The sequence below is a fragment of the Aeromonas sp. V90_14 genome, assembly GCF_029967615.1.
Lineage (GTDB): Bacteria > Pseudomonadota > Gammaproteobacteria > Enterobacterales > Aeromonadaceae > Aeromonas > Aeromonas hydrophila.
Genome location: NZ_JASCAS010000033.1, coordinates 180,162 through 206,297 on the forward strand (window position 1 = coordinate 180,162; position 26,136 = coordinate 206,297).

General features: G+C 61.5%; 27 protein-coding genes. 12 read left to right on the top strand and 15 right to left on the bottom strand.

Going from position 1 to position 26,136, the window contains the following annotated elements; genetic code table 11:
- The first annotated feature begins 7 nt into the window (after positions 1-7).
- The 4 genes from QLG02_RS13080 to QLG02_RS13095 all read left to right on the top strand — a co-directional run bounded on the left by QLG02_RS13080 (position 8) and on the right by QLG02_RS13095 (position 1,775).
- A complete protein-coding gene (locus QLG02_RS13080) occupies positions 8-307 on the top strand; it encodes a DUF3301 domain-containing protein (RefSeq protein WP_029303721.1) in 300 nt (99 codons plus the stop codon).
- 57 nt (positions 308-364) lie between these two features.
- Complete coding sequence (locus QLG02_RS13085; RefSeq protein WP_041217210.1) at positions 365-601, top strand: DUF2789 domain-containing protein; 237 nt, start codon at positions 365-367, stop codon at positions 599-601.
- An 88-nt stretch (positions 602-689) separates the two neighbouring features.
- Positions 690-986 carry a hypothetical protein gene (locus tag QLG02_RS13090; RefSeq protein WP_044799412.1) on the top strand — a complete coding sequence of 99 codons (297 nt, stop codon included), beginning with the start codon at positions 690-692 and terminating at the stop codon, positions 984-986.
- Between the two features lie 3 nt (positions 987-989).
- Complete coding sequence (locus QLG02_RS13095) at positions 990-1,775, top strand: Zn-ribbon-containing protein (protein ID WP_282465354.1); 786 nt, start codon at positions 990-992, stop codon at positions 1,773-1,775.
- A 69-nt stretch (positions 1,776-1,844) separates the two neighbouring features.
- Here QLG02_RS13095 and QLG02_RS13100 read toward each other — a convergent pair whose 3' ends face one another.
- Positions 1,845-2,393 carry a SecY-interacting protein Syd gene (locus QLG02_RS13100; RefSeq protein ID WP_106551975.1) on the bottom strand — a complete coding sequence of 183 codons (549 nt, stop codon included), beginning with the start codon at positions 2,391-2,393 and terminating at the stop codon, positions 1,845-1,847.
- 157 nt (positions 2,394-2,550) lie between these two features.
- Here QLG02_RS13100 and queF point away from each other — a divergent pair, with 157 nt between their 5' ends.
- From queF to QLG02_RS13135, 7 genes are all read left to right on the top strand, one after another.
- The gene (gene queF, locus QLG02_RS13105; RefSeq protein ID WP_164927568.1) at positions 2,551-3,399 is read left to right on the top strand and encodes an NADPH-dependent 7-cyano-7-deazaguanine reductase QueF; all 849 of its coding nucleotides are present in this window, start codon (positions 2,551-2,553) and stop codon (positions 3,397-3,399) included.
- A gap of 134 nt (positions 3,400-3,533) precedes the next feature.
- Complete coding sequence (locus QLG02_RS13110; protein WP_017408616.1) at positions 3,534-5,804, top strand: hypothetical protein; 2,271 nt, start codon at positions 3,534-3,536, stop codon at positions 5,802-5,804.
- A gap of 90 nt (positions 5,805-5,894) precedes the next feature.
- The gene (locus QLG02_RS13115) at positions 5,895-7,514 is read left to right on the top strand and encodes a GGDEF domain-containing protein (RefSeq protein ID WP_017408617.1); all 1,620 of its coding nucleotides are present in this window, start codon (positions 5,895-5,897) and stop codon (positions 7,512-7,514) included.
- A gap of 150 nt (positions 7,515-7,664) precedes the next feature.
- Positions 7,665-9,020 (top strand): nucleotide 5'-monophosphate nucleosidase PpnN, encoded by a 1,356-nt coding sequence (ppnN, locus tag QLG02_RS13120; protein WP_011705076.1) that lies wholly within the window; start codon positions 7,665-7,667, stop codon positions 9,018-9,020.
- 130 nt (positions 9,021-9,150) lie between these two features.
- Positions 9,151-9,954 (top strand): flap endonuclease Xni, encoded by an 804-nt coding sequence (xni, locus tag QLG02_RS13125; protein ID WP_253626669.1) that lies wholly within the window; start codon positions 9,151-9,153, stop codon positions 9,952-9,954.
- A gap of 146 nt (positions 9,955-10,100) precedes the next feature.
- On the top strand, positions 10,101-11,108 hold the full coding sequence (locus QLG02_RS13130) for an isocitrate dehydrogenase (protein WP_024945720.1): 1,008 nt from the start codon (positions 10,101-10,103) through the stop codon (positions 11,106-11,108).
- Positions 11,109-11,229: 121 nt separating this feature from the next.
- Positions 11,230-11,670, top strand: a complete 441-nt coding sequence (locus QLG02_RS13135; RefSeq protein ID WP_282465355.1) for a hypothetical protein — start codon at positions 11,230-11,232, stop codon at positions 11,668-11,670.
- A 70-nt stretch (positions 11,671-11,740) separates the two neighbouring features.
- On the opposite strand, the gene rlmM is transcribed toward QLG02_RS13135, so the two are convergent.
- The 6 genes from rlmM to dinB form a co-directional block, all read right to left on the bottom strand.
- The gene (rlmM, locus tag QLG02_RS13140) at positions 11,741-12,835 is read right to left on the bottom strand and encodes a 23S rRNA (cytidine(2498)-2'-O)-methyltransferase RlmM (RefSeq protein WP_016349849.1); all 1,095 of its coding nucleotides are present in this window, start codon (positions 12,833-12,835) and stop codon (positions 11,741-11,743) included.
- On the bottom strand, positions 12,828-13,214 hold the full coding sequence (locus QLG02_RS13145; RefSeq protein ID WP_139703306.1) for a DUF423 domain-containing protein: 387 nt from the start codon (positions 13,212-13,214) through the stop codon (positions 12,828-12,830). Before QLG02_RS13145 ends, rlmM begins: the two co-directional genes overlap by 8 nt.
- Before the next feature lie 32 nt (positions 13,215-13,246).
- Positions 13,247-13,885, bottom strand: coding sequence for an alpha/beta fold hydrolase (locus QLG02_RS13150; RefSeq protein ID WP_282465356.1), 639 nt, complete (start codon positions 13,883-13,885; stop codon positions 13,247-13,249).
- A complete protein-coding gene (locus QLG02_RS13155) occupies positions 13,878-14,798 on the bottom strand; it encodes a transcriptional regulator GcvA (RefSeq protein ID WP_005303519.1) in 921 nt (306 codons plus the stop codon). The genes QLG02_RS13150 and QLG02_RS13155 overlap by 8 nt, the downstream gene beginning before the upstream one ends.
- Positions 14,799-15,081: 283 nt before the next feature.
- Positions 15,082-17,223: a methyl-accepting chemotaxis protein gene (locus tag QLG02_RS13160; RefSeq protein ID WP_282465357.1), complete on the bottom strand. Its 2,142-nt coding sequence runs from the start codon at positions 17,221-17,223 to the stop codon at positions 15,082-15,084.
- Positions 17,224-17,291: 68 nt separating this feature from the next.
- On the bottom strand, positions 17,292-18,344 hold the full coding sequence (dinB, locus tag QLG02_RS13165; protein WP_029303729.1) for a DNA polymerase IV: 1,053 nt from the start codon (positions 18,342-18,344) through the stop codon (positions 17,292-17,294).
- Positions 18,345-18,476: 132 nt separating this feature from the next.
- Between dinB and QLG02_RS13170 the strand changes: the two genes are divergently transcribed.
- Positions 18,477-18,689: a hypothetical protein gene (locus tag QLG02_RS13170; protein WP_282465358.1), complete on the top strand. Its 213-nt coding sequence runs from the start codon at positions 18,477-18,479 to the stop codon at positions 18,687-18,689.
- 88 nt (positions 18,690-18,777) lie between these two features.
- Here QLG02_RS13170 and nqrM read toward each other — a convergent pair whose 3' ends face one another.
- From nqrM to QLG02_RS13210, 8 genes are read right to left on the bottom strand one after another with little or no spacing between them, the layout of a single operon-like run.
- Positions 18,778-19,002 carry a (Na+)-NQR maturation NqrM gene (gene nqrM, locus QLG02_RS13175; protein ID WP_011705066.1) on the bottom strand — a complete coding sequence of 75 codons (225 nt, stop codon included), beginning with the start codon at positions 19,000-19,002 and terminating at the stop codon, positions 18,778-18,780.
- Positions 19,003-19,013: 11 nt separating this feature from the next.
- Positions 19,014-20,054, bottom strand: coding sequence for an FAD:protein FMN transferase ApbE (locus QLG02_RS13180; protein WP_011705065.1), 1,041 nt, complete (start codon positions 20,052-20,054; stop codon positions 19,014-19,016).
- Positions 20,055-20,057: 3 nt separating this feature from the next.
- Entirely contained in the window at positions 20,058-21,281 is a 1,224-nt protein-coding gene (gene nqrF, locus QLG02_RS13185) for an NADH:ubiquinone reductase (Na(+)-transporting) subunit F (RefSeq protein ID WP_011705064.1), read from the bottom strand.
- A gap of 17 nt (positions 21,282-21,298) precedes the next feature.
- A complete protein-coding gene (gene nqrE / locus QLG02_RS13190) occupies positions 21,299-21,895 on the bottom strand; it encodes an NADH:ubiquinone reductase (Na(+)-transporting) subunit E (RefSeq protein WP_005303538.1) in 597 nt (198 codons plus the stop codon).
- 3 nt (positions 21,896-21,898) lie between these two features.
- Complete coding sequence (locus QLG02_RS13195) at positions 21,899-22,531, bottom strand: NADH:ubiquinone reductase (Na(+)-transporting) subunit D (RefSeq protein WP_005303545.1); 633 nt, start codon at positions 22,529-22,531, stop codon at positions 21,899-21,901.
- On the bottom strand, positions 22,524-23,312 hold the full coding sequence (locus QLG02_RS13200; RefSeq protein ID WP_011705063.1) for a Na(+)-translocating NADH-quinone reductase subunit C: 789 nt from the start codon (positions 23,310-23,312) through the stop codon (positions 22,524-22,526). Before QLG02_RS13200 ends, QLG02_RS13195 begins: the two co-directional genes overlap by 8 nt.
- Positions 23,302-24,531 carry an NADH:ubiquinone reductase (Na(+)-transporting) subunit B gene (locus tag QLG02_RS13205; RefSeq protein WP_011705062.1) on the bottom strand — a complete coding sequence of 410 codons (1,230 nt, stop codon included), beginning with the start codon at positions 24,529-24,531 and terminating at the stop codon, positions 23,302-23,304. The genes QLG02_RS13200 and QLG02_RS13205 overlap by 11 nt, the downstream gene beginning before the upstream one ends.
- A gap of 3 nt (positions 24,532-24,534) precedes the next feature.
- Positions 24,535-25,878 carry a Na(+)-translocating NADH-quinone reductase subunit A gene (locus tag QLG02_RS13210; RefSeq protein WP_011705061.1) on the bottom strand — a complete coding sequence of 448 codons (1,344 nt, stop codon included), beginning with the start codon at positions 25,876-25,878 and terminating at the stop codon, positions 24,535-24,537.
- Between the last annotated feature and the right edge of the window lie 258 nt (positions 25,879-26,136).

A 26,136-nucleotide genomic window follows, 5' to 3' on the forward strand; every position in this document is an offset into this window, starting at 1 on the left:
GCCCGCGATGGGTGAAATGTTCGCAATCTTGCTGCTTATCCTCGGTGCCGGTGCCTTCTGGCACCAGCGGCGTCAGGCCGAGCTCGCCTGGCAATACATGCGCCGCTACTGCCAGCATCACGACCTGCAACTGCTGTCGCTGGCCCGTAGCCACCGTGCGCTGGTCCACCAGCCGCTGCGGCTGCTCACCTATTACGAGTTTGAATTCTCCAGCGATGGCGAGAGCCACTATCTGGGGCAACTGCGCATGCAGGGGCTGCAGGTGGTTGGCGTCGAGCTGCCACCCCACCGGGTGCCCACCCTGTAAATCTGCCGCCACGGGGCGAGCCTATAATGTTCAGGAATGCCTCTTGGGAGAGATGAGATGGAATTCCTGACCCACGATCTGGCCGCCCTGTTTGCCCAGCTGGGGCTGGCCAACGACGAGCTGAGCCTGCACCGCTTCATTCACGAGCACCGCTTGGACAACCAGACCCTGCTGCCGGAAGCCCCCTTCTGGAGCCGCGCCCAGGCCGACTTTCTGCGCGATGCCCTGTGGAACGATGCGGACTGGTCGGAAGCCATCGACGAACTGGATGTGTTGCTGCGCCGGCCCGACTGACCCTTGCCCCGCTGTTCAGCGCCCTGCGCTTTGGTTAAGCTCTCTGCCCGTCCAGCCCGAACCACTTTTCATCCTGCGCAGGAGTCCCATGTCAGCCCAAGAGATCATCCGCATCGCCAATGAACTGGCCGCCAAGGGGATCACCCCCTCCACCGCCATGGTCAAGGCCCGCCTCAGCCAGCCCGTCCCCATGGCCGAGCTGCTCAAAGTGCTGAGCCAGTGGAAGCAGCAGCCCGCCAGCGCCCCGGAAGCCGGAAGCACAGCGCAGATGGTCCCCGCTCCCGCCGCCGAACCCACCCTGCTGCAGCTTGCCGAACGGCTAGAGCGCCTCGAACAGAAGGTGGATCGGCTGACCGAGCTGCTGCTCCAGCAGGGGAAGCAGTAAGCCATGTACATCCTCGAACTCTGCTTTGAGTGCTATCGCGACACTTCGCTAGTCGAGGCCGAGCGGGCCATCGTCAATTACCTCGACATGCTGCGCTATCAGGGCCAGATCCTCGGCCGGGAGTTTCCCACCAGCATGCACGAGGGCTATTTCGTCAGCCGGGTGGTCTGCCCGGAGCAGGACAGCCTGCACCCGGACAACCAGAGCGAGCAGGTCAAGCTGGCCGAGCAGCAGCTCAATCAAGCCGGCCTGCTCGCCCCCAAACTCCAGTTGCAGGGGGCGGATCTGCTCTCCGACAGCACCGACCCTTGCGGTCATGATGGCGAGCGCCCCAGCTGGATGCTGCTCTACACCAGCTTCCTGCACACCTGCTCGCCGCTGCGCTGCGGTGACCACTTCGCCCCCATCCCGCTCTATCGGCTGCCGGCCGTCGCCAACGGCGACCACAAGCAGATCATCAAGTGGCAGGAGGATTGGGAGGCGTGCGATCAGTTGCAGATGAACGGCTCCATCGCCGAGCATGCGGCGCTGCATGAGATCGGTGAGGTGGGCAGCCGGCTCCAGCGCCGTGGCAGCGATCTTGGCAAGCGGCTGGAAGCCCTCACCGGCATCCCCACCTACTACTACCTCTACCGGGTGGGCGGGCTGAGCGCCGCCGAGGAGAAGGCTCGCCCCTGTCCGAGCTGCGGCGGCGAGTGGGCACTGGCCGAACCCCTGCACGAGATCTTCGACTTCAAGTGCGATCCCTGCCGGCTGGTCGCCAACCTCTCCTGGGATTTCAAGGACTGAGCCCGTCGGTGAACCAAACAAAAACGCCTTGCCGGTCGGCAAGGCGTTTTTCATTGCAACTGACGCTGTTTATTGCGGCAAAGTCTCCAGCCGCTCGAGGAACGCCGGCAATGAGGGTGCCAGCACCAACCGGCGACCCGAATCGAGCCACTCCAACCACACCAGCCCGCTCTCGTTGTCGAGCGACACCAGTGTCATCTCGTTGCGGGTGGTGGCGATGAACAAAGAGGGTGAGCGCTTCAACTTGCGCAGCATCAGCAGGTGGCCGATGAGGTTCTCCTTGAGCAAGTCGAGATCCGCCTCGTTCCAGGGCAGCACAAACTCGAGCCGCAACCCCTTGTAGAGGCAGGGCACAGGGCGGCTGAACCAGCCACCAAACAGGGCCTGGGCGGCCGGATGCAGGGTCAGCTCGAGCGCCTCGTTCATCGCCGTGAAATCGGCGGGTTCGGCGCGCCGATGCGGGCGCCAGGCCACCCGACCCTCCTTGGGGTCATCCAGCTCGCAGGGGGAGCGCCAGTCTGCCTCCCACTCGCACAGGGGCAGCCCTCGCCTCGCCTCGCCGTCGCGCTGCCAGCGCAAAAAAAAGTATTCCAGGGCAGACAAGACTTGATCCGACATCGAAATTCCCCACAATTGCTGCCAAAGTTCGCTATTGCACCATCAAAGCCATGAGCAGACAAGGTGCAGCGCGGATCGCCAGCCGGCGCTCCCCGCCTTGCCGCCCCCATCGGGCGCATGCTCTGCCATCGCCCATTCAACGTTCGAGTCAGCACACATGAGCAAACAAGAGAGATACGCCGGAGCCAGCGCCCTGCAGGGGCTGAGCCTGGGTCAACAGTCGGCCTACATCAGCCAGTACACCCCGGCCCTGCTGCAGCCGGTGCCCCGCAGCCTGAACCGCGACGACCTCGGCCTTGGCGGCGAGCTGCCGTTCCAGGGTTGCGACGTCTGGACCCTGTACGAGCTCTCCTGGCTCAATGCCCGGGGCAAGCCCATGGTCGCCGTCGGCGAGGTCTCGGTGCCCGCCACCAGCGCGAACCTCATCGAATCCAAGTCGTTCAAGCTCTACCTCAACTCCTTCAACCAGACCCGCTGCGACTCGCTGGAAGCGGTGCAGGCCATGTTGGTCAAGGACTTGAGCGCCTGTGCCGGTAGCGACGTGAGCGTCACCCTATTCCCGCTAGCCCAGGCTCCGCACCACATTGCCGCCCTGCCGGGCGAGTGCATCGACGAGCAGGACATCGCCGTGGACTGTTACGAGTTCGATGCCGACCTGCTGCAAGGCGCGGCCGGCAGCCAGGAGGTGGAGGAGACCCTGCACAGCCATCTGCTCAAGTCCAACTGCCTGGTGACCAGCCAGCCGGACTGGGGATCCGTGGTGATCCACTATCGCGGCCCGCAGCTGGACCGGGAAAAACTGCTGCGCTACCTCATCTCGTTTCGCCAGCACAACGAGTTCCACGAGCAGTGTATCGAGCGGATCTTCACCGATCTCAAACACTTCTGCCGCCCGAGCCAGCTGACCGTCTATGCCCGCTACACCCGTCGCGGCGGCCTGGACATCAACCCGTTTCGCAGCGACTGGGAAGTGGTGCCGGCCAACCTGCGCCTGATCCGGCAATAATCCGTCACCCCGCCGGGCCTGCAGCGCGGCCACGGCCCGGATCGCGGGGCCGGCACGCAATCTGTCAGTAAACTCTGGACGCACGGGGGCGGGCTTGGATAACATGCCCTCACTCCCGTGCTGCCCTTAATCCAATGAATCAACTGTTTTTTCTGGCAATGATGATGTCCTCCCTGTCGGCTCCTGATCTGGATCTGGCCAAGGAGCAGTTGTCCATCGATCTGCAACAGGCCCAGACCCTGGTGCTGACCGATCCCGCCAGATGTGTGCAGATCACCTCCGCCTTCCTCACCCGCACGGCCAATAATCCCAAGCAAATCATCAGCAATCGCCAGGAGTACGGTTACCGCGAGCCACTGCTGAGCTATGGCACCGCCGCCCAGGCCACCGGTGCTCACCTGCTCAAGGGGGAGTGCCTGCTGCAGCTTGGCCAGTTCCAGGCGGCGCAGAAATCCCTCGATCAGGGCATCGCCATGGCGGCCAAGGAGCAGCAACTGGAGCTGCAGGCCCACGGCCTCTATCTGAAGATCCGCAGCCAGAACCTGCAGGAGCGCTCCCACGGCGCCAGCGGCGGCCTGCTCGGCCAGCTGGAGACCTTGCTCAGCACCCCCAGCCTGAAAGAGAGTCAGCTGCAGGTGTACAGCCGGTTGCTGCGCACCAACGCCAGCATAGAGGCGCACCAGTTCGACGAGGCTAAGCGCCAGCTGGCCGAAGCCCGTCGCTGGGCGGATCAGACCAAGAATCCGCTGGCCAGCGCCTGGGTCAGCGCGGTGAGCGGCGACCTCTATCACGCCCTCAAGCAGCCCCAGCTCTCGCTGGGCGACTACATCGATGCCCAGCAGCAGGCCAGAGGGTTGCAGGATCCGCTGTTCCTCGGCCTGCTGTCGAACCAGATAGTGAACCTCTATCAAGAGGAGCAGGAGCCGCAGAAGGCACTGCAATACGCCAACGAGGCGGCCAACTACTTCCATGCCCTCGGCAATCCCTCCCTGCTGAGCGACGCCCTCATCGTGCTGGCCCGCCTCAACCGGGAACAGGGCGAGATGAACATGGCGCTGGTCTACTTCTTCAATGCCCTGGATCTGCTGGACGAGGGCAACAACCGCACCCGCATCGCCCACCTCAAGTACGAGATAGGCAAAACCTATCTGGAAACCGGCAACCTGACCCTGGCCCGCAACTACCTCACCGCGGCCCGCCAGTCCCACGAGCTGGGGGACGACAAGGAGCCGCTGATCGATACCCTGCTGCTGCTGGGTGAGCTGCATCTCAAGCAGAAGGAGGCGGGCATCGCCATCCTGCAGCTGGAAAACGCGCTGGCACTGGCCAACCAGATCGGGGACGCCCAGCGCCAGTTCGAGATCTTCCGCCTGCTCTCGGCGGCCTACGAGCAGAAGGGTTATCTGCAGCAGGCGCTGGACAGCTACAAGAATTTCCACCAGCGCAGCGAGCAGGTCCGCCAGCAGCAGGTCGATCTGGAGCAGGAGGCGATCCGCGACAACTACGCCCAGGTGGAGCGGGAGCAGCAGATCAAGGAGCTGCAGCAGCAGCTGAGCACCAGCAAGCATCAGCAGGATCGCTACCTCTGGTCGAGCGTGGTGACCGGTCTGTTGCTGACCCTGTTCATCTATCTGTTCTTCACCCTCTGGCTCAAGCTGCGGGTCGCCCGGCTGCAGGGTAAACAGCTGGGCGAGGCGCTGCTGCTCGAACCACGCACCGGGCTGGCCAACTGGCAGCGACTGATGAGCCGCTGGCCGCGGGAGATGGCCAAGCGCCAGCAAAAATCCGAGCGCTGGTATCTGAGCGAGCTGCCCACCAGCGAGTTCGACGACAAGCTGCACTACCTGCTGTTTCGGGTGCCCTTCCTGGTCAACAGCCTGGAACAGCACGGTTATCAGGTGAGCCGCGAGATAGAGCAGGCCTTCGGCGCCTACGTCAACGGCCTAACCCCGCAGGATGGCCGCATCTACGACCTGCGCGAAGGCCACCTGCTTTATGTGGTGCCCCAGCGCCATGTGGAAGACCTGCACCGACTGGCCCGCGAGCTGCTTGCGGCACTGGCCGAATTCCCCTGCCAGCACCCGCTCGATCGCCACATCAGCCTCGGCATCGTCAGCCACCCCTTCCTGCCCAAGGCGGCCACCGCCCTCGATCATCACGGCCTGTTCGACCTCTGTTATCTGGCGCTGGCAGGAGCCATTCAGCTCAGCGAAAAACACCAGCAAAGCGTCTGGCTGGAGCTGGCCGCCATCGATTGCCAGCAGGCCGCATTTTTTAATGGGGATGTGTGGCAATGCTGCTTGATGGCAATTGACAAGGGACTGGTAAAAGTAAATTCTTCTCATGAAAAGCAATGGGTTAATTGGCTTCGACTTTCACGGACGAAAGCGCCGGTTGATCAATGACAAATAGATAATCAACTGGGTCTGGAACTGGGTTCGACCGCTGTTGCTATCCAACACAACAACGATAATGACAACAGGGCGACCTGAATAATGAATGATATCGCTGCCGTAGCCGGACAATTGGCCAGACTCAGGGAATCCCTTCAGCAAAAGCAGCTGGAGCTGGACGGCGTCGTCTCTTTCTCCGACACCGAACGCGCCCGCAGCATCCAGTTCATCGCCAAGCTGATGCAGGCCTGTCGCGGCCACGATCGCGAGCTGGACAACAAGCTCGCCAAGCTCAAGCAGAAACTCGATGGCAACCCGCCGCTCTCCTCCCTCGATGCCGACCTCGCCGTCATCGAGAAGTTGTTGCAGCAGCACGGCAACGCGCTGGAAGAGTCCATCTCCCTGACCAAATCCGCCATCGAGCTCGGCAGCAAACAGCTCAAGGCTCTCAAGGGCTTCCCGGAAGATACCCGCAAATCCCTCAAGGAGTTTCTGGCCAGCCCGGATGGCTATGGCATCGGCGATCACCAGAAGAAGGTGATCCGGCTGCTGGAGTTCTACCAGCAGGCCATCAAGATCCAGCTGCTGCCCACCCAGCCCCTGCTGGCCCAGAGCACGCCCGCCGGCAACCAGACCGAAACGGTCACCGACCTTGCCGCGCCGGAGCCAGGGGCCCCCTTTGACGTCAAGGTGCACGCCCACATCGCCGACGAGCTGCAGCGGCTCATCACCGAACTCGACTTTGCCGGCGCCGTCGGCGAGAGCCTGGCGGACATTCGCCGCCAGCTGCTCAATGGCATCACCCCTCCCCTGCTGGCGGAGATCTGCCTGCAGGTGATCGAGCTCATCATCGAGGGCACCCGCGAGGAGCGCAAAGCCTCCCAGGCGTTTCTGAGCACCCTCAACGAGAGCCTCTCGGCGGTCCACTTCAGCTTCACCGAATCCCTCGACGAGGGGCGCGCCCTGCAAAGCGCCACCCTGGATACCCGCAAGGCCATCGACAGGGAGCTGAAGGCCATCGACCACACCCTGGCCAGCCATGACACCATTGATGACCTCAAGGGGGCCATCTCCGGGCACATGGGGGCCATCAACCTGCTGCTGCAGGACAGGGAGGCCATGGCCGCCCGCGAGCGCCATCTGCTGACCCGCCTCTCCACCATGGAGGCCAAGCTGCGGCTGATGAAGGAGGAGACCGCCGAATACAAGAAGCGGCTCACCATCCAGAAACACAAGCTGTTCCTCGACAGCCTGACCCAGGTGCACAACCGGGCGGCCCTCGACGAGCGGCTCGAGCTCGAATACAAGCGCTGGCTGCGTTACAACACGCCGTTGTGCCTGGCCATCATCGACATCGACCACTTCAAGCACATCAACGACAACTACGGCCACATGGCCGGCGACAAGGCGTTGAAGGTGGTGGCCAAGGCGCTGCAGGGGGCCCTGCGCGACACCGACTTCATCGCCCGCTTCGGCGGCGAGGAGTTCGTGGTGCTGCTGCCGAACATCAACCCGGACAAGTTCCAGAAGCCGCTGGAGACCTTGCGCCAGACCATCAAGAGCATTCCGTTCCGTTTTCGCGATGCCAGGGTCGAGATCACCATCTCCATCGGTGCCACCCTTTTCCGGGAAGGGGATCACACCACGGACGCGTTCGAGCGGGCCGACAAGGCACTCTACAGCTCCAAGAACTCGGGTCGGGATCAGGTCAATCTGGCCTGAATGGCGACTAAAAAAGCAGCAAACGCACTTTCCCCCTATTCCCCTGCCCCACCGCTTACATCTACTATCAAATTCAAGGGATGCCACAGGGCATCCCGTTTTCTCCCCAGGGAAAAGCACAACGATAACAAGCGAGTGAAAGGGGAACCTATGATTACGCACATCAATCCAGTCGGCAGCATGGACTTGCTGTCCCAGCTCGAGGTGGACCGCCTCAAGCAAACCGCTTCCAGCGATATCTATCAACTGTTTCGCAACTGCTCGCTGGCGGTACTCAACTCCGGCAGCCATACCGACAGCTCCAAAGAGATACTGGAGCGCTTCAAATCCTTCGATATTCATGTGATCCGGCGCGAGCGCGGGGTCAAGCTCGAGCTGTTCAACGCCCCCGAGCACGCCTTCGTCGATGGCGAGATCATCCGCGGCATTCAGGAGCACCTGTTCTCTGTCCTGCGCGACATCCTCTATGTGTCGACCCAGCTGGAGTCGAACCGGCTGGTCAACCTGACCAGCTCCACCCACATCTCCAACGTGGTGTTCGCCATCCTGCGCAACGCCAAGGCGATCCTGCCGGGCGCCGACCCCAATCTGGTGGTCTGCTGGGGCGGTCACTCCATCAACGAGATCGAGTACCAGTACACCCGCGCGGTGGGCAGCGAGCTGGGCCTGCGTGAGCTCAACATCTGCACCGGCTGCGGTCCGGGTGCCATGGAGGGGCCGATGAAGGGCGCCGCCGTCGGCCACGCCAAGCAGCGGGTGCGCAACGGCCGCTACATCGGCCTCACCGAGCCTTCCATCATCGCCGCCGAGCCGCCCAACCCCATCGTCAACGAGCTGGTGATCCTGCCGGACATCGAGAAGCGGCTGGAGGCCTTCGTGCGCCTTGGCCACGGCATCATCATCTTCCCGGGCGGAGTCGGTACCGCCGAAGAGCTGCTCTACCTGCTCGGCATCATGATGCACCCGGCCAACGAGCGGCAGCCCATGCCGATCATCCTGACCGGCCCGAAGGAGAGCGCCGACTACTTCCGCGCCATCGACGACTTCGTCAAGGCGACACTGGGTGAGCCGGCTACCAGCCTCTACCGGATCATCGTCGGCGATGCCCCGGAAGTGGCCCGGGTCATGAAAGAGGCGATGCCGAAGATCCGCGAATACCGCAAATCGGTCGGCGATGCCTACTCCTTCAACTGGTCCCTCAAGATCGAGCCGGAGTTCCAGCTGCCGTTCGAACCGGATCACGCCAACATGGCCAGCCTCGACCTGCACCGCAACCAGCCACCCCAGCTGCTGGCGGCCAACCTGCGTCGTGCCTTCTCCGGCATCGTCGCCGGCAACGTCAAGGAAGGGGGCATCCGCGCCATCGAGAAGAAGGGTCCCTTCAAGCTGCACGGCGACAAGGAGCTGATGCACCTGATGGACAAGCTGCTGGAGAGCTTCGTCAAGCAGCAGCGCATGAAGCTGCCGGGCAGCCAGTATGTGCCCTGCTATGAAATCGTGCGCTGACGGACAGCACAGCTGAAACGAGGGGCGCATGGCGCCCCTTTTTTGTCGCAGGGGATGCCCGCGGCCATCAATCCCCCATCGAGCCCGCTGGTTTGTTACAATGGGGCGTCCCGACTGCCAAGAGTGCCCCATGTCAAACCCAAGGCCACACCTGCTCATCATCGATGCCCTCAATCTCATTCGCCGGCTGCACGCGGTTCAGGCCCAGCAGGCGCTGACCCCGGCCCAGGCGTTGATCGCCACCCGTGCCAACCTCATCAACACCTGCCGCAAGCTGCTGGCCGCCAGCGAGCCGACCCACGTCATCGCGGTGTTCGACGGCGAGGTGCACAGCTGGCGCAAGGAGGTCTACCCGGCCTACAAGGAGGGGCGAACCCCCATGCCGACCGAGCTGCGCGAGGGCTTGAACGAGTTGCAGGATGCCTTCTGGGAGTGCGGCGTGGACGCCCTGCTCTCCCAGACCGACGAGGCGGATGATCTCATCGCCACCCTGGCCAGCGGCATTGCCCAGCACGGAGCCAGAGCCACCATCATCTCCACCGACAAGGGGTTCTGCCAGCTCATCTGCCCGCAGATCCAGATCCGCGACTACTTCAACAAGCGCTGGCTGGATGCCGCCTTCGTCGAGCAGCAGTACGGGGTGGCGCCGGCACAACTGGTGGATTTCTGGGCGCTGACCGGCATCGGCGGCTCCAACATCAAGGGGGTACCCGGCATCGGCCCCAAGACCGCCACCCAGCTGCTGCAGCAATACGGCGATCTGGCCAGCCTGCTGGCGGCCTGCCAGCAGGAAGACGCCGCCAAGGCGCTGCTCAAGCTGCGCCAGCACCAGGATGAGGCCCTGCTGGCCCAACGGCTGGTGCGGCTGCAGCGGGACATTCCGCTCGGCTTCAACCTGCGGGAGATCCGCTACCCACCGGCTCCCGATGCCTGAGCAAGCGAAACCGCCAAGCATGACCGGACTCACTCTCGCTGTTGACAAAAACAGATAAAATGTAAAGAAACATGGAGGGTTAGGTGTAGAAATGGTATAAAACCGCCGAATCCTCCCCCTCTGTTCCCTAGAAGTGGATACGTCTCATGTCAAAAAGAAAAATTACCGTCATCCCGGGCGACGGCATCGGCCCCAGCATCATCGAATCCGCCATCCAGATCCTGACCCACGCCGGTTGTGACTTCGAATACGAATACGCGGACGCCGGCCTGGTGGCACTGGAGAAGCACGGCGAGCTGCTGCCCCAAGCGACGCTGGATCTCATCGAGAAGAACAAGGTCAGCCTGAAGGGCCCGCTCACCACCCCGGTCGGCGGTGGCTTCACCTCCATCAACGTCTCCCTGCGCAAGAAATTCAACCTCTACGCCAACGTCCGACCGGTGCTCTCCTTCAAGGGGACTCGCAGCCGTTACGACAACATCGACATCATCACGGTACGCGAGAACACCGAAGGCATGTACTCGGGCGCCGGTCAGAAGCGCAGCGATGACAACAAGAGCGCCGAGGCGATGAGCATCATCACCCGCGAAGGGGCGGAACGCATCGTCAAGTTCGCCTTCGAGCTGGCTCGCCAGGAAGGGCGCAAGAAAGTCACCATCATCCACAAGGCCAACATCCTCAAGTCCACCTCCGGCCTGTTCCTGGAAGTGGCTCGTGAAGTGGCCAGCCGCTACCCGGACATCCAGAGCGAAGAGATGATCGTCGATGCCGCCTGCATGAACCTGGTGATGTACCCGGAGCGCTTCGACGTCATGGTCACCACCAACCTGTTCGGCGACATACTGTCGGACCTGTGCGCCGGTCTGGTGGGGGGCTTAGGGATGGCACCGGGTGCCAACATCGGCGATGGCGCCGCCATCTTCGAAGCGGTGCACGGCTCGGCACCGGATATCGCCGGCAAGAACATCGCCAACCCCACTTCGGTGATCCTCGCCTCCATCCAGATGCTGGAGTATCTGGGCATGCAGGACAAGGCCGAACGGATCCGCGAAGCAGTGCGCGCCACCATCGAATCAGGCGACCGGGTGACCCGGGATCTGGGGGGTACCGCTTCCACCAGCGAGTTCACCCAATCCATCATCGAACGTTTGTAATCACACCCAAGATATTGATTTTAAAAGGGAGCTTGGGCTCCCTTTGTTTTATCTCGCGCTGCTCTCCCCCCTTTGTCGATTGGCTACTATGTTCAATAGATAAGGGATAAGGAGATCCATTATGCGCGCTATCGTTCCCCTGCTGCTCATCAGCAGCAACGCCATGGCAGTAGACAGACCGGTCGAGAATGCCTGGCCGCAATTGCCCCCCTCTGCCCAGCAGGCCAGCCAGGTCTGGCGCTCCAACGTGGATACCAACGACCTGCTCAAGGCACCCAAACCGCTCTCCTTCGGGATGGATGTCGTGACCGACAGCGATGGCAACAGTCAGGTCACTCCCTACCAGAAACTGAACCTGACTGCCGAGAAGAGCGTGAGCCTCTCCTTCGAGCAGCACAAACCCAGGATCAAGTTCAAGACCGCCGGCATGAACACCTCCATCAAGCTGCGTGGCAACGGGGTGAAGCTGGAGTTCAGCCCGACCGATCGCACCATACCGCTCGACATCGAGCTCAAGCTCACCGATGGCGAATCCTCGCTGCGTTTCGATTACCGTTTCTGATGACGCAGAAATGACAAGACCGACAACCCGTGGGTTGTCGGTCTTGTGGTCAGTGGCTCATCGCCAGCAATTACTCCTTGGCGGAGAGCTTGGACACCCAGTACTTGTTGTAGACGTGCACCGTGATCTCTTCGCGATCGTGATAGAGCTGCTTGGCCTGGATCACGAAGGCGTTGTCGATCTCCTTGAGCAGCTCGCGCAGCACCTCGATGTTGTGCACAGCCTCGGCGTAGCGCTTCTTCATCGGCAGCTTGAGGTTGAACATTGCCTCCTGGCAATCGCTCTCCCGGAACCAGTCGGCGATCATGTGGGTGACCCGCGCCGGCTTGTCCACCATGTCGCACACCAACCAATAGGTGTTCTTCTTGCTCGGACGCCACACGAAACCATCATCGCGGATGTGTTTGACCTGACCGGTATCCATCAGGGACTGGGCCATCATGCCGTTGTCCACCGCCGTCACCATCATGCCGCGACGTACCAGCTGATAGGTCCAGCCACCCGGGCAGGCGCCCAGATCGACGGCCTTCATGCCGGAGGTGAGGCGCAGGTCCCACTCTTCCCGCGGCACGAACACGTAGAAGGCCTCTTCCAGCTTGAGGCTGGAGCGGCTCGGGGCATCGGCCGGGCAGCGCAGACGCGGGATGCCCATGTGGAATTCGGAGTTGTTGAAGGAGTAGGAGTAGCCCAGCAACACGTGATCATTGGCCAGGAAGAAGGCGTGGAACACCGGCCGGTGCGGGGTCTCCTTCTTGGTCAGCAACTCGTTGCCGCGCAGCGCCTGGCGCAGCGGCACAGTGAACTTGCGGCAAAAGGCCGACAGCTCTTTTGCCTCGTTGGTATCGGCGGTTTCCACCCGCAGATCGCCGCAGATAGCGTAACCCTGGGTCGCCTCCAGGATGGGGGTGATGCGATCCGACAGATCCAGATCCTTCAGCTCATGGGTCACCACCAGCATCTGACGAATGAAGATGAGCTCGCGAAACGGCAGCTTGCGCGCCAGCAGATCGGCCTGCTCCTCGTCATACAGCTCGAATATCACGTAACCGCTGTCGTCCTTGACCCGGGCGAAACCGTAGCACTGCATGTTACTGGCACGCTCGGTGATCTCTGCCGCCGCCTCTTTCTCAAAACCGGGGCGGCAATAAAGCAGCAGATTATTCATTTTTTCCTCCAAGACGACAGCCAGCCCATATCAGAGCCGCCCATCCCAACATAAAACAGAGGCCACCGGCCGGGGTAATCAGCCCCAGCCCCTTGCTGCCAAGCAGCACCATGGCATAAATACTGCCGGAGAATCCCAGGATCCCCAGCACGAAGGCGGTGCCGGCAAAGGTGATGACCTTGCTGCGCACACCGCACCACCCCAGCACCAGCAGGGCCAAGGCGTGGAAAAACTGATACTGCACGGCGGTATTGAACGCCGCCAGACGCGAAGGCTCGATCCCGCTGGCCGCCAGACCATGGGCACCGTAGGCCCCCAGCATGGTTGCCGTCAGGCCGAAAACGCCCGCCAGCACCAGCCAATGTCGATGGAATTGCATCCCTTGCCTCCTCGTCGTTTCGCTTCCCATCCTCATGTTCGTGTCGGGATGATCGCGATGAAGTTCTTGATCTGCCCGGCCGCCTGCCGCAGGTTCTCCTGCTCGCTCACCCCGCTGCTCTTGCGCGGTTTGAAGCCATGATCACCATCGGTCAGCCAATGGACCGATACGGCGGGTGAGAAGGGAAAATCAGCCAGTTCGGCACGGGTGCCGAAAGTATCGCGCTCCCCCTGCAACAGCAGGGTCGGCGTCTTGATCTGCTTGAGCACGTCACCCCGCCAGCGGTCGGGGTTGGCCGGGGGGTGGAAAGGATACCCGAGAATGAGCAATCCTGCAGCATTCATCTCGTCCTCGCCATCCTGATAAAGTTCGGCCGCCATCCGCCCGCCCATCGACTTGCCGGCCAGAAACAGCCGGGGATGAGCAAACTCCTTCGCCATCTGGCGCCAGTGCGCCAGCAACACGGGTTGCCTGTCCGGCGGTCTGCGTTTGCCATCCAGCGCGCGCTTGCTCATGTAGGGGAAGTTGAAGCGCACCACCTCGATGTCCGGCCCGGCCAGCAGGCGTGACAGCTCGGCCAGAAAGGCGTGCTCCATGCCCGCGCCGGCACCGTGGGCCAGCAGAATGCGGACGGGGGCATCGACAGCCCCCTCCCGGATCACCTCAGGCATCGGCCAGCCGTGCCCGGCGACGGGCCTCCTCCTGCTCCACCAGCTCCAGCATCCAGTCGCGGAAAGCGACTATCTTGCCCTGATCGGACTGCTGCTCCTGGCACACCAGATAGAAGGCGTTCTTGCTCACCAGCACCTGCTCGAACGGGCAGATGAGGCGGCCGGCCTCTATTTCGGGCTGGGCCAGCACGCTGTGACCGAGCGCCACCCCCTGGCCGTGGATCGCCGCCTGGATCACCATGGTCGAGTGGCTGAAGATGGGCCCCTGATTGACGTTGGGGGCATCTATGTCGAGCTGGCGAAACCAGGCCTTCCAGTCACGGCGGGAGGTATCGTGCAGCAGGGTATGACGGGTCAGATCATCCGGGGTGCGCAGTGGCTTGGGGCCGGTCAGCAGCAGCGGTGAACAGACCGGGATCAGATACTCGGTGTGCAGCTTGTCGGCGCGCAGCCCAGGCCAGTTGCCACGGCCGTAATAGATGGCCACGTCCACATCGTCGGTGAGCGAACCCTCGTCCATGTCCACCGCCTTGATCCGCACATCGATGTCGGGGTGGCGCTCGCTGAACTTGACCAGCCGCGGCACCAGCCACTGGATGGCGAAACTCGGCTGCAAAGAGACGGTGAGCGCCCCCTTGGCGCTGCGCGCCAGCAGCTTGTCGGTCGCCTCCGAGATGGAGGTGAAGATGTCCTTGATGTCGAGGAAGTAGCCCTGCCCCTCCTCGGTCAACAGCAGGGAGCGGTTCTTGCGGCGAAACAGCTTGATGCCGAGGTACTCTTCCAGCGCCTTGATCTGGTGACTGATGGCAGCCTGGGTCACGAAAAGCTCTTCCGCAGCCCGGGTGAAGCTTAAATGACGAGCCGCGGCTTCGAATGCTTTCAGTGCATTGAGCGGGGGTAAACGACGAGACATGAGACCAGCCGACGATGAGTTTTTCTAATGGGCCGCATTATAATTTGTCGGTTGCGGGTCGACCAGTGAATAAACATAATTCGCTTCGCAATCCGTTGTCATATGGCTCACTTTTTCTCTTCCATGTTGGTTTACATGTGATTTTTGTGAGTCACTGGGCTGCGATTGTGGTGTTGTGTTTCTTCCTCTGCGGGAAGAGGGGTTTAAATCGGACCGATTTAACCCAGTCTGTCATCTGAATGTGTTTGGCGCCTCCGGTTGGATGGCGCCTTTTTTCTTATCCCTATACCTTGAACTGCCCCACCAGTTGCTGCTGCTTGTCGGCCAGCGCCGACAACTCGCGCCCGTTTTCGGCGGAGCTGGCCGCCTCGGCGCGGATGGTGTGGCTCACATCGCGAATGTTGCTGACGTTACGATTGATCTCGTCCGCCACCCCGCTCTGCTCCTGCGCCGCCCTGGCAATCTGCTCGTTCATCTGATGGATGGTCGCCACCGCGTGGATGATCTGCTCCAGCACGCTGACCGACAAGTCTACCTTGGTGAGCGTCAGATCCGCCTGGCTGTGGCCAGTCATGATCGCCTTCACCACGGCCTCGGTACCGGACTGCAGCTGGCCGATGAGAGTTTGGATCTCGACGATGGCGTTCTGGGTGCGACCCGCCAGATTGCGCACCTCGTCCGCCACCACCGCAAAGCCACGGCCCTGCTCACCGGCCCGCGCCGCCTCGATGGCGGCGTTGAGCGCCAGCAGGTTGGTCTGCTCGGCGATCCCCTGAATGACTACCAAGATGTCGTTGATGTTCTCGCTGTTGGCCGACAGGTGCTCCACCACCGGCTTGGCGTCGCTGATCACCGCCATCAGCTTGCGCATCGCCTCCTGGGTATCGGCCACCACGTACTTGCCCTCCTGCGCCGCCGTATCCGCCTGGTTGGCCGCGGCCACCGCCGAATTGGCATTGCCCACCACCTGCAGGGCAGTCGCGCTCAGCTCCTCGAATGCGGTCGCCACCAGATCCACCTCCTGATACTGGGCCTGCATGCCGGCACTGGTGCGTTCGGCGACGCTGGCGGCCTGTTCGGCGCTGGCACGAGTCCCGGCCACGGTATCGATCACCTGGCTGATGGTGCTCTGCAGTTTGTTCAAGAAGCTGTTAAACCACTTGGCCAGCTCGCCAATCTCGTCGTCACGGCGCAGCTCGATGCGCTGGGTGAGATCCCCCTCGCCGCTGGCAATGTCCTTGAGGCGGGCCACCACGGCGCGGATGGGGGCCACTATCTGGTGGGCCATCAGCCAGATGCAGATCAGCGCGACCGCCGAGATGAGGCCACCGATGAGCAGCTGGGTCATCACGCTGCGGCTGGCCTGACCGAAGAGATCGTCCTGCAGCTGGAGGGCCGATGCCAGCACCACGCTGCGCGGCAGTTCGATGTAGATGCCCCATTTCTGCTCGGTACCCCGCATCTTGACCGGCACGAAGGTCTGCAACAGGGTGCCATCGGGACTCCAGCGGCTGCTGACCTGTCCCTGACCCAGCCAGCCCTGCAGCTCGCCGGCCAGGGGCTGATACTGCTGGCCGAGCGGGCTGCCCAGGGTGACGTCGAAGCCGTCCACGCCGGCGACACGGCCCTGGCTGCTGACCAGCAGCACCTTGCCCTGCCCCTCGTAGAGCTCCTGATCCATCTCCTTGACCAGGCTTTGCAAGGCGGTCAACGAGATATCGACGCCGAGCATGCCGAGCAGCTTCTCTTGCTCCAGCAGGGGCACGGTCACCGAGGTCATCAACACCTTCTGCGAGCCCACATCATCGAGGTAAGGTTCCAGCAGGCAGAGCACCTTGCTGCGGATGCTGCAGCGATACCACTCGTTCTCCACCCCGCCGGCCGCCGTCCGGCTCTCGTCCGCCAGCACGGATTCGTTTTGTACCTCGGGTTCTATCTTGCCGTCGACCCGCGCCCAGTAGGTGGAGAAACGGCCCTGATCGTTGGAGCCCAGCGCGCTGGAGCCGTGATAATTGCTGTCTTCACCGTCGAGCTGATCCGGCTCGAACACCGCATAGACGCCGAGCAGGTTGTCAGAGGAAGCAGCCGCGTCGTGCAACTGCTGATTGACGGCGGTACGCAGCGTTTCGGAGGAGCCGAAATTGTCGGCCGCATTCTTGCGCTGGAACAGGATCCCCTGCCCCAGCAGGGTGGCCCGGAAGTAGGCTTCGTCCAGATAGCTGGTCACCTTGGCCGCCTGCTCCGAACCCATCGCCTTCATCCAGTTTTCGGCCGCACTCTGGGCTTCCGCCGTGGTGGAGGTCAGCACCTGATCCTGCATGTTGGCAGCACTGAAGAGAGAAGAGGCCACCAAGGCTCCGGCACTGGCCAACAAACAACAACCGGCGATCAGGGTGATCCGCCCCTGAACAGAAAGAGAACTCATGCCACCATTTCCTAGCTTTTTACAGATGTGATCAGTGTATCGGTTTTAGAAACAAAAACTTAACCTTATCACGCTAAATCCAGGGCAAGTTGGTTCACTTCGCCAGCTGCGGGCAGGCCGACCACCAATCCCAGTAGCCGAATGGGTTTGCCCTGCGCCCGCAGCAAGCCTTCGTGCAGCAGATCGTGAAACCGCTCCGGCTGGTAACCGCCGCGCCGGTAGACGGTGGTCTGCTGAAAATCGGCGAACTTGAGCTTGATCCCCTGCCCCATCAGCTGCTCCTTGCCGTGGCTGACCGAGAAACGCTGCTCCAGCTCGGGGATGAGCTGGCTGAGCACCTGCCAGCAGGCGGCCTCATCCAGCACGTCGCTGGCGAGCGTCGTCTCCACCCCTATGGTCTTGCGCACCCGCTGGGCCTGCACCGGCTGCTCGTCGTGGCCCCAGATCCGCCCGGCCAGCATCTCCCCGAGCTTGCCGAAACGGGCGATCAGCTCCTCATTGCCGAGCTGGCGGGCATCTTCGCAGGAGTAAAGGCCGAGCGACTCCAGCCGGTCCGCGGTCTTGCGGCCGATGCCGGGCAACTTGCCAAGCGGCAGCTGGCGCACGAACTCATCCACCTCCTGCGGGCGGATCACGAACAGGCCGTCCGGCTTGCGCTGCTCGGAGGCGAGCTTGGCCAGAAACTTGTTCGGCGCCACCCCGGCCGAGGCGGTCAGCCCCAGCTCGGCTTTGATCGCGGCGCGGATCTCGCGGGCCATCAGGGTGGCACTGCCACCACAGCAGGGGCTCATCGTCACATCGAGATAGGCCTCATCGAGGGAGAGCGGCTCCACCTGCTCGGTGTAGCGCAGGAAGATGGCCCGCAGCTGACGGGAAACCTCCTTGTAGACCGCCATCCGGCCGGGAATGAGCACCAGCGGCGGGCAGAGCTTGCGTGCCAGGCCGCTCGGCATGGCGGAGCGCACCCCGAAGCGGCGCGCCACATAGTTGCAGGTCGAGATGACGCCGCGCCTGTCAGCCGAGCCGCCGATGGCCAGCGGCACCTCGCGCAAGGCCGGGTTGTCCCGCATCTCTACCGCGGCATAGAAGCAGTCCATGTCGATGTGAATGATCTTGCGCATACCACTGTACGAATAAACAGGTAACCTGCCTATGCTAACCCAGTGCTGCCATTTCTGCCATCGGCATGAAATGAGGGTCAGATATAGACTCTTAAGGCACCATTGGTTAGCGCATCATGCAAGGAGGGTGAGATGAAGATAGGTTGGCTGGGATTGGGGATCTGCCTGCTGGCACAGCCGGGCAGCAGCAAGGACAACCCGACCGCCGAATGCAGCTGGCTGTATGACCGCATCGCGGCGCTGGAGCAGGCCATCAAACAGGGGGACGAGCTGGGCACCCGGGAGGAGCTGGCACGCTGGCGGGCTGAGTTCAAAAAGAAAGCCTGCCAGCAATACGACTACTGAGTCTTTTGCAAAAAATAACGGGCTGACCATCAGGTCAGCCCGTCGGTTATCCGGCACGGGGTCGAGTACGACTCGGCGCCCTGTCCGCTCAGATGATCCGGTTCTCCGCCAGCATCTTGCGACGGGCCTCTTCCTTGGCCATCTTCTTCTTGCGGTTGTCACAGGGTTCCGGGCAATCACACTCTTTTTCGATACCTATGCTGCCGAGCCCGCCGCAGGAGCCGGAGATGGTCTTCTTCTGGAAGATGTAACCGATGGCCATGGCCACCACTACCGCCAGAAATACCCCGAAGGTGATCAAAAAAATCTGCATGTTACCGCCCCTTATTTTCTAACCAGATACTGTTTGAAGGCATCGGAGTAAGACTCCTCGAAGCCATCATCCGTCTTGGTGATCACGAAGATAGCCAAGCCCCGCTCCTTGGCATAGGCCAGGCTCTTCTCGGGCCCGAGCACCATGAACACGGTCGCCAGCCCGTCTGCGGTCATGCAGGAGGGGTGAATGACGGTCACCGACACCATCCGATGCTGGATCGGCTTGCCGGTCATGGGATCGATGGTGTGGGAGAAGCGCTTGCCGTCCAGCTCGTAATAGTTGCGGTACTCGCCCGAGGTAGCCACCCCGTTGTCACCGGCCACGATCACTTCCTGCACCGAACCGGCGTTGGCGGTCGGCTTCTCGATGGCGACGCGCCAGGGGTGCCCCTTGCCGTTGACGCCGTTGATCCGCAGCTCGCCACCGATCTCCACCAGATAGTTGCGCGAGCCCATGGACTCCAGATACTCGGCCACCTTGTCGACCCCAAAGCCCTTGGCGATGGCGGAGAGATCCACATAGAGATCCGGGATGTCCTTTTGCAGGGTATCGGCATCGGCCGAGGTGATCACGTGCAGATTGCCGAGCCCGGTCTTCTGGCGGGTCTGGGTGATCAGCTCGTCGGAGGGCATCTTGGTCGGTCTGGCATCGGGCCCGAAGCCCCACAGATTGACCAAGGGGCCGACGGTGACGTCCAGCGCCCCGCGGCTCTCACGGCCAATGTGAATGGCCTCGGTCACCACCCGCGCGGTATCGCGGGAGACCACCACCGGCGTTGAGCCGCGATGCTGGTTGAAGCGCGACAGCTCGGAATCCGGGCGGTAGGTCGACATCTGATCGTTGACCCGCTCCAGCAGCACATCGACTTCGGCCTGGAACTTGGCGGGATCCGTGATGACGCTGTCCGCCACCTTGATGGAGTAATAGGTACCCATGGTGCTGCCGGTGATGTGGATCTCCGGCTTCGATTGGACCGTTTGTTCCTGACCGCACCCAGTCAAGAAAAAGGCTAGCCCGAAGGCTAGCCAGGTCTTTACAACACTGTGCATTGATTAACCACCAAAGTCATCCAGCAGGATGTTTTCGTCTTCAACACCGAGGTTTTTCAGCATGTTGATGACGGCAGCGTTCATGACGGGAGGCCCGCACATGTAGAACTCGCAATCTTCCGGCGCCTCGTGGTTCTTGAGATAGTTCTCGAACAACACGTTGTGGATGAAGCCGGTGTAGCCGTCCCAGTTGTCTTCCGGTTGCGGATCGGACAGGGCGACGTGCCACTGGAAGTTGTCGTTCTCGGCCTGCAGCATGTCGAAGTCTTCGACATAGAACATCTCGCGCTTGGAACGGGCACCGTACCAGAAGCTCATCTTGCGCTTGGTCTTCAGACGGCGCAGCTGATCGAAGATGTGGGAACGCATCGGTGCCATACCGGCACCACCACCGATGAACACCATCTCGGCATCGGTGTCCTTGGCGAAGAACTCGCCGAACGGACCGGAGATGGTCACCTTGTCGCCAGCCTTCAGGCTGAAGATGTAGGAGGACATCTGGCCGGGAGGGGCAGTCCAGTTGCTCGGCGGCGGGGTCGCGATCCGCACGTTCAGCATGATGATGCCGAACTCTTCCGGATAGTTGGCCATGGAGTAGGCACGGATGATCGGCTCGTTGACCTTGGACTCCAGCTCGAAGATCTTGAAGCGATCCCAGTCACCGCGATACTCCTCGGGAATATCGAAGTTCTTGTACTGCACGTGGTGAGCCGGCGCTTCGATCTGGATATAACCACCGGCGCGGAACGGTACGCTCTCGCCATCCGGGATCTGCAGCTTGAGCTCCTTGATGAAGGTGGCCTTGTTGTCATTGGAGATGACGGTACAGTCCCACTTCTTCACCCCGAAGATCTCTTCCGGCAGTTCGATGTCCATGTCGGAACGAACGGTGACCTGACAGGCCAGACGCTCGCCGTGACGGGCTTCGCCCTTGCTGATGTGATCCAGCTCGGTCGGCAGGATATCGCCGCCGCCGGATTTTACCCGTACCTTGCACTGACCACAGGAGCCGCCGCCGCCACAGGCGGAGGAGACGAAGATACCGCTGCCGGCCAGCACGCCGAGCAGCTTGCCACCCGCCGGGCTGGTCACAGCCTTGGCCGGGTCGCCGTTGATGCTGATTGTCACGTCACCGGCGGTCACCAGCTTGGACTTGGCGAACAGAATGACTGCCACCAAGGCCAGCAGGATCACGGTGAACATGACCACACCCAGAATAATTTCCATCTATATTTCCTTTCCGATTACAGGGAAATACCAGAGAAGGACATGAAGCCCAGCGCCATCAGACCCGCGGTGATGAAGGTGATGCCGAGGCCGCGCAGGCCTTCTGGAACATCGGAATACTTCATCTTCTCGCGGATCCCCGCCATCGCGACGATGGCAAGCATCCAGCCGGCACCCGAACCCACGCCATAGACCACGGACTCAACGAAGTTGTAGTCACGCTGCACCATGAAGGAGACGCCACCGAAGATGGCGCAGTTCACGGTGATGAGCGGCAGGAAGATACCGAGCGCGTTGTAGAGAGCCGGGAAGTACTTGTCCAGCGCCATCTCCAGGATCTGCACCAGTGCCGCGATCACCCCGATGAAGGTGATGAAGCTCAGGAAGCTGAGATCCAGGCCGGAAACCAGGGCACCGTCCTTGAGGACGTAGTTGTAGATCAGGTTGTTGGCCGGGACGGCCACGGTCTGAACCACGATAACGGCGATCCCCAGGCCCATGGCGGTCTTGACCTTCTTGGACACCGCCAGGAAGGTACACATCCCCAGGAAGAAGGAGAGCGCCAGGTTCTCGATGAAGATCGAGCGAATCAACAGACTGATATAGTGTTCCATACCTTAATCCTTCGCCTCCACCTGCTTGGGATCCTTGGTGCGTACGCCCCAGATGATCAGACCAATGATGAAGAACGCACTCGGCGGCAGCAGCAGCAGGCCGTTGGGCACATACCAGCCACCATTGTTCACCAGCGGCAGCAGTTCGATGCCGAACCAGGTACCGGAGCCCAGGATCTCGCGCACGGTGGCCACGGTCAGCAGCACGGCGCCATAACCCAGGCCGTTGCCGATACCGTCCAGGAAGGAGGGCAGCGGGGCACTCTTCATGGCATAGGCTTCGGCACGACCCATCACGATACAGTTGGTGATGATGAGGCCGACGAACACCGACAGCTGCTTGGAGATGTCGTAGGCATACGCCTTGAGCACCTGGTCAACCACGATAACCAGCGAGGCAATCACCGCCATCTGGGCGATGATCCGCACGCTGTTCGGGATCTGGTTGCGGATCAGGGAGATGAACAGGTTGGAGAAGGCGGTGACCGCGGTAACGGCCAGCGTCATCACGAACGCCGTCTTCATCTGACTGGTAACGGCCAGCGCGGAACAGACCCCCAGCACCTGCAGTGCGATGGGGTTGTTGCCGAGCACAGGCGTCAACAGCAACTTTTTCATTTCGCTCTTGTCAGCCATTGTTGATTTCTCCTGCACGAACCTTGGCCAGGAAAGGACCGAAGCCCTTGGGACCCATCCAGAAGTCGAAGGTATGCTGTACGCCGTTACCGGTCAGGGTCGCGCCGGACAGGCCGTCGATCTCATGCTCGGAACCAGCCGGAGCATGACCCTTGATCACCCGCAGTGCCGGCATGCCATCCTGATCGAACAGCTTCTTGCCGACGAACAGCTCGCGCCAGGCCGGATTTTCGATCTCGCCGCCCAGACCCGGGGTTTCACCGTGGTCATAGTAGGTGATGCCCTTGATGGTCTGGCCATCGGCCGCGACCGCCACGAAGGCGTACATGGTGGACCACAGACCCTGGCCGTAGATCGGCAGGATGATGTTGTCGACCTTGCCCTCGGCATCTTTCGCGAAGAACACCGGGATCAGTTTGGAGATTTGACGCAGGCCGGCCTTGTCGTCGGCCGGGGCCAGACGAATGCTCTTGGCCGGGTCTTTTGCCGCCAGCTTGGTATCGAAGTTGTCGGCATCGCCGTCAACGAACTCACCGGTAGTCAAGTCAACCAGACGCGCTTCAATCTTGTCACCGTACAGCTGGGCCAGATCGCGCTTGGCCACGCTGCTGATGTCGACACCGGCGACGGACAGAATGTTGCTTTGCTTGTCCAGCGCCCGGTTTTCCAGCTGGGCCGGACGCAGTCCCACGGCGGCCACGGAGACCACGATGGAGCAGACCAGGCACAGACCGGTCACTATGGTGAGGGTGCCGACAGTAGAGTCTTTATTAAACGCCACGAGCGATCCTCCGCTTGATGTTCGCCTGCGCCACGAAATGGTCAAACAAGGGGGCAAACAGGTTGGCAAACAGAATGGCCAGCATCATGCCTTCCGGGAAGGCGGGGTTCACCACCCGGATCAGCACCACCATCACCCCGATCAGGGCGCCATACCACCACTTGCCCTTGTTGGTGAAGGCAGCGGAGACCGGATCGGTCGCCATGAAGGCCATACCAAAGGCGAAGCCGCCCAGCACCAGATGCCAGTGCCACGGCATGTTGAACATGGGGTTGGTATCGGAACCGATGACGTTGAACAGCAGGGAGGTCGCTACCATGCCGATCATCACGCCGGCGATGATGCGCCAGGAGGCGATCCGCATGTAGACGATCATGGCCGCACCGATGAGGATCATCAGGGTGGAGACTTCACCGATGGAACCGGGCAGGTTGCCAAGGAAAGCATCCATCCAGCTGATGGTCTGGCCGGTGGCACCGTTGATCAGCGCCATCTGGCCGCCCTGGGCCCATTGGCTCAGCGCGGTGGCACCCGAGTAGCCGTCGACGGCAACCCAGACTGCATCACCGGAGATCTGGCCCGGATAGGCGAAGAACAGGAAGGCACGACCCGCCAGCGCCGGGTTCAGGAAGTTCTTGCCGGTACCACCGAACACTTCCTTGGCCAGCACCACACCGAAGGTGATACCCAGGGCAGCTTGCCACAGGGGCAGCTCGGGCGGCACGATCAGCGCGAACAGGATGGAGGTCACGAAGAAACCTTCGTTGATCTCGTGCTTGCGCACCATGGCGAACAGCACTTCCCAGAAACCGCCGACCAGGAACACGGTCAGGTAGATGGGCAGGAAGTGGGCAGCACCGATCAGCATCTTGCTGCCGATGCCGGCAACGGCCGGATCCAGCGAAGCGCCCAGCAGGGTGGCGATGGTGTATTGCCAGGTGTCGGCACCGGCAGCCGTGCCCAGGTGGGCGATGGCGGCGATGGATTGGTTGCCGACGTTGTACATGCCCCAGAACATGGCCGGGAACACGGCCAGCCACACCATGATCATCATGCGCTTCAGATCGATCGCATCACGGACGTGGGCGGCATTGCGGGTCACGGAACCCGGGGTATAAAACAGGGTGTACGCCGCTTCGAACAGGGCATAGTACTTGGCGTACTTGCCACCCGGCTCGAAGTGATGTTCCATATTTTCAAGAAGTTGCTTGAAACTCATCGCTTAACCTTCCAGTTCGATCTTGGTCAGGCACTCACGCAAGACTGGGCCGTACTCGGTCTTGCCGGGGCAGACGAAGGTACAGAGCGCCAGATCTTCCTCATCCAGCTCCAGACAGCCGAGTGCTTGCGCATTGTCGGTGTCGCCGGAGACCAGATCCCGCAGCAGCAGGGTCGGCAGGATGTCGAGCGGCATCACGCGCTCATAGTTGCCGATAGGCACCATGGAGCGATCACTACCGTTGGTGGTGGTAGTGAAGTTGATGAGTTTGCCCTTCATCAGGTGAGAGAGGGTGGTACGGGTGATGGAGAACTTGCTGGCGCTGGGATTGACCCAACCCAGGAACTCTTTCTCGCGACCTTCACCCAGTACGCTGACCTGATTGTGGTAGCGACCCAGGTAGTCATGTACCCCTTCGGCCTTGGCACCGCTCAGCAGGGAACCGGAGATGATGCGATTCTCGTCCGCACGCAGCTCGTTGTTGGTCAGCTGGCTGATGCAGGCGCCCATGCGGGTGCGCAGCAGACGCGGTTTGACCACGTTCGGGCCAGCCAGCGCGATCACCTTGTCGGTAAAGATCTGACCGGTGGTGAACAGCTTGCCGTAGGCGATCACATCCTGATAGTTGATGTGCCACTGCACTTTCTTGGCACCGACCGGGTCCAGGAAGTGGATGTGGGTACCGGGCAGACCGGCAGGGTGCGGGCCGACGAACACCTCTTCCTTGACTTGCGCCAGGGAAGCGTGCGGCAGGCTCGCCTCGCCCTTGCAGACGTAGACGGTGCCATCGGTCAGACGAGTCAGCACGGCCAGACCGTCGAGGAAAGCCTGGGCCTGTTCCTTGATGATCAGCTCCGCACTGGCAGCCAGCGGGTTGGTGTCCATGGCGGTGACGAAGATGGCGCGCGGGGTGGAACCCACGGCCGGCACCTTGCTGAACGGGCGGGTACGCAACGCGGTCCATTGGCCGGACGCGACCAGGATCTCCTGCACCTTGCTGCGCTCGAGCTTGGCCAGCTCGGCGGACGCAAAGTGCTCGAAGGTCACCTGCTCGTCGGACCCATCGATATCGATGACAACGGATTGCAGAATGCGCTTGGCACCCCGGTTGATCTCTGAAACCACACCGGTGGCGGGGGCCGTGAATTTAACGCCGGGATTCTTCTTATCTTCGAAGAGCTCCTGACCTTTAATGACGCGATCACCTACTTTGACAAACATAGTAGGACGCATCCCCACGAACTCTTCGCCGAGTGTAGCAACACGGGTGATGGCCGGGCCATCGTAGATTACTTGCTCCGGAGCACCCAGCACGGGGATGTCCAGTCCTCTTTTAATTGTAATCATACTCACTTGCACTACCGTTAAGGGAAGACAGGTTGGTTAGCGCCGAGAAATACATCACGACGAGTTGTTGAATGAGCCCGTTGATGTTGCGGGATGATGTCGAAGAAACAAACAAATCAGCAACATACAGGGTCATTCAAAAGCGCCTGAGTTTACCACTTATGGCGAGTTGCCTGCCATGCAAAATGGGGAAAATCCCCGCTCTATCACAAAATCATCGAAATTTAATCACGCGGCTTTTTTTCACGAAACCTCAGG

Bases quoted from the DNA above. Each gene is read 5' to 3' on its own strand.
- ppnN (WP_011705076.1), top strand. From the start codon at position 7,665: ATGATTACGCACATCAATCCAGTCGGCAGCATGGACTTGCTGTCCCAG.
- QLG02_RS13095 (WP_282465354.1), top strand. From the start codon at position 990: ATGTACATCCTCGAACTCTGCTTTGAGTGCTATCGCGACACTTCGCTA.
- nqrM (WP_011705066.1), bottom strand. From the start codon at position 19,002: ATGCAGATTTTTTTGATCACCTTCGGGGTATTTCTGGCGGTAGTGGTG.
- QLG02_RS13145 (WP_139703306.1), bottom strand. From the start codon at position 13,214: ATGCAATTCCATCGACATTGGCTGGTGCTGGCGGGCGTTTTCGGCCTG.
- QLG02_RS13160 (WP_282465357.1), bottom strand. From the start codon at position 17,223: ATGAGTTCTCTTTCTGTTCAGGGGCGGATCACCCTGATCGCCGGTTGT.
- QLG02_RS13135 (WP_282465355.1), top strand. From the start codon at position 11,230: ATGCGCGCTATCGTTCCCCTGCTGCTCATCAGCAGCAACGCCATGGCA.
- QLG02_RS13080 (WP_029303721.1), top strand. From the start codon at position 8: ATGGGTGAAATGTTCGCAATCTTGCTGCTTATCCTCGGTGCCGGTGCC.
- QLG02_RS13180 (WP_011705065.1), bottom strand. From the start codon at position 20,054: ATGCACAGTGTTGTAAAGACCTGGCTAGCCTTCGGGCTAGCCTTTTTC.
- QLG02_RS13090 (WP_044799412.1), top strand. From the start codon at position 690: ATGTCAGCCCAAGAGATCATCCGCATCGCCAATGAACTGGCCGCCAAG.
- queF (WP_164927568.1), top strand. From the start codon at position 2,551: ATGAGCAAACAAGAGAGATACGCCGGAGCCAGCGCCCTGCAGGGGCTG.
- rlmM (WP_016349849.1), bottom strand. From the start codon at position 12,835: ATGAATAATCTGCTGCTTTATTGCCGCCCCGGTTTTGAGAAAGAGGCG.
- QLG02_RS13195 (WP_005303545.1), bottom strand. From the start codon at position 22,531: ATGGCTGACAAGAGCGAAATGAAAAAGTTGCTGTTGACGCCTGTGCTC.
- QLG02_RS13115 (WP_017408617.1), top strand. From the start codon at position 5,895: ATGAATGATATCGCTGCCGTAGCCGGACAATTGGCCAGACTCAGGGAA.
- xni (WP_253626669.1), top strand. From the start codon at position 9,151: ATGTCAAACCCAAGGCCACACCTGCTCATCATCGATGCCCTCAATCTC.
- QLG02_RS13155 (WP_005303519.1), bottom strand. From the start codon at position 14,798: ATGTCTCGTCGTTTACCCCCGCTCAATGCACTGAAAGCATTCGAAGCC.
- QLG02_RS13110 (WP_017408616.1), top strand. From the start codon at position 3,534: ATGAATCAACTGTTTTTTCTGGCAATGATGATGTCCTCCCTGTCGGCT.
- dinB (WP_029303729.1), bottom strand. From the start codon at position 18,344: ATGCGCAAGATCATTCACATCGACATGGACTGCTTCTATGCCGCGGTA.
- QLG02_RS13100 (WP_106551975.1), bottom strand. From the start codon at position 2,393: ATGTCGGATCAAGTCTTGTCTGCCCTGGAATACTTTTTTTTGCGCTGG.
- QLG02_RS13170 (WP_282465358.1), top strand. From the start codon at position 18,477: ATGAAGATAGGTTGGCTGGGATTGGGGATCTGCCTGCTGGCACAGCCG.
- QLG02_RS13150 (WP_282465356.1), bottom strand. From the start codon at position 13,885: ATGCCTGAGGTGATCCGGGAGGGGGCTGTCGATGCCCCCGTCCGCATT.
- nqrF (WP_011705064.1), bottom strand. From the start codon at position 21,281: ATGGAAATTATTCTGGGTGTGGTCATGTTCACCGTGATCCTGCTGGCC.
- nqrE (WP_005303538.1), bottom strand. From the start codon at position 21,895: ATGGAACACTATATCAGTCTGTTGATTCGCTCGATCTTCATCGAGAAC.
- QLG02_RS13210 (WP_011705061.1), bottom strand. From the start codon at position 25,878: ATGATTACAATTAAAAGAGGACTGGACATCCCCGTGCTGGGTGCTCCG.
- QLG02_RS13205 (WP_011705062.1), bottom strand. From the start codon at position 24,531: ATGAGTTTCAAGCAACTTCTTGAAAATATGGAACATCACTTCGAGCCG.
- QLG02_RS13085 (WP_041217210.1), top strand. From the start codon at position 365: ATGGAATTCCTGACCCACGATCTGGCCGCCCTGTTTGCCCAGCTGGGG.
- QLG02_RS13130 (WP_024945720.1), top strand. From the start codon at position 10,101: ATGTCAAAAAGAAAAATTACCGTCATCCCGGGCGACGGCATCGGCCCC.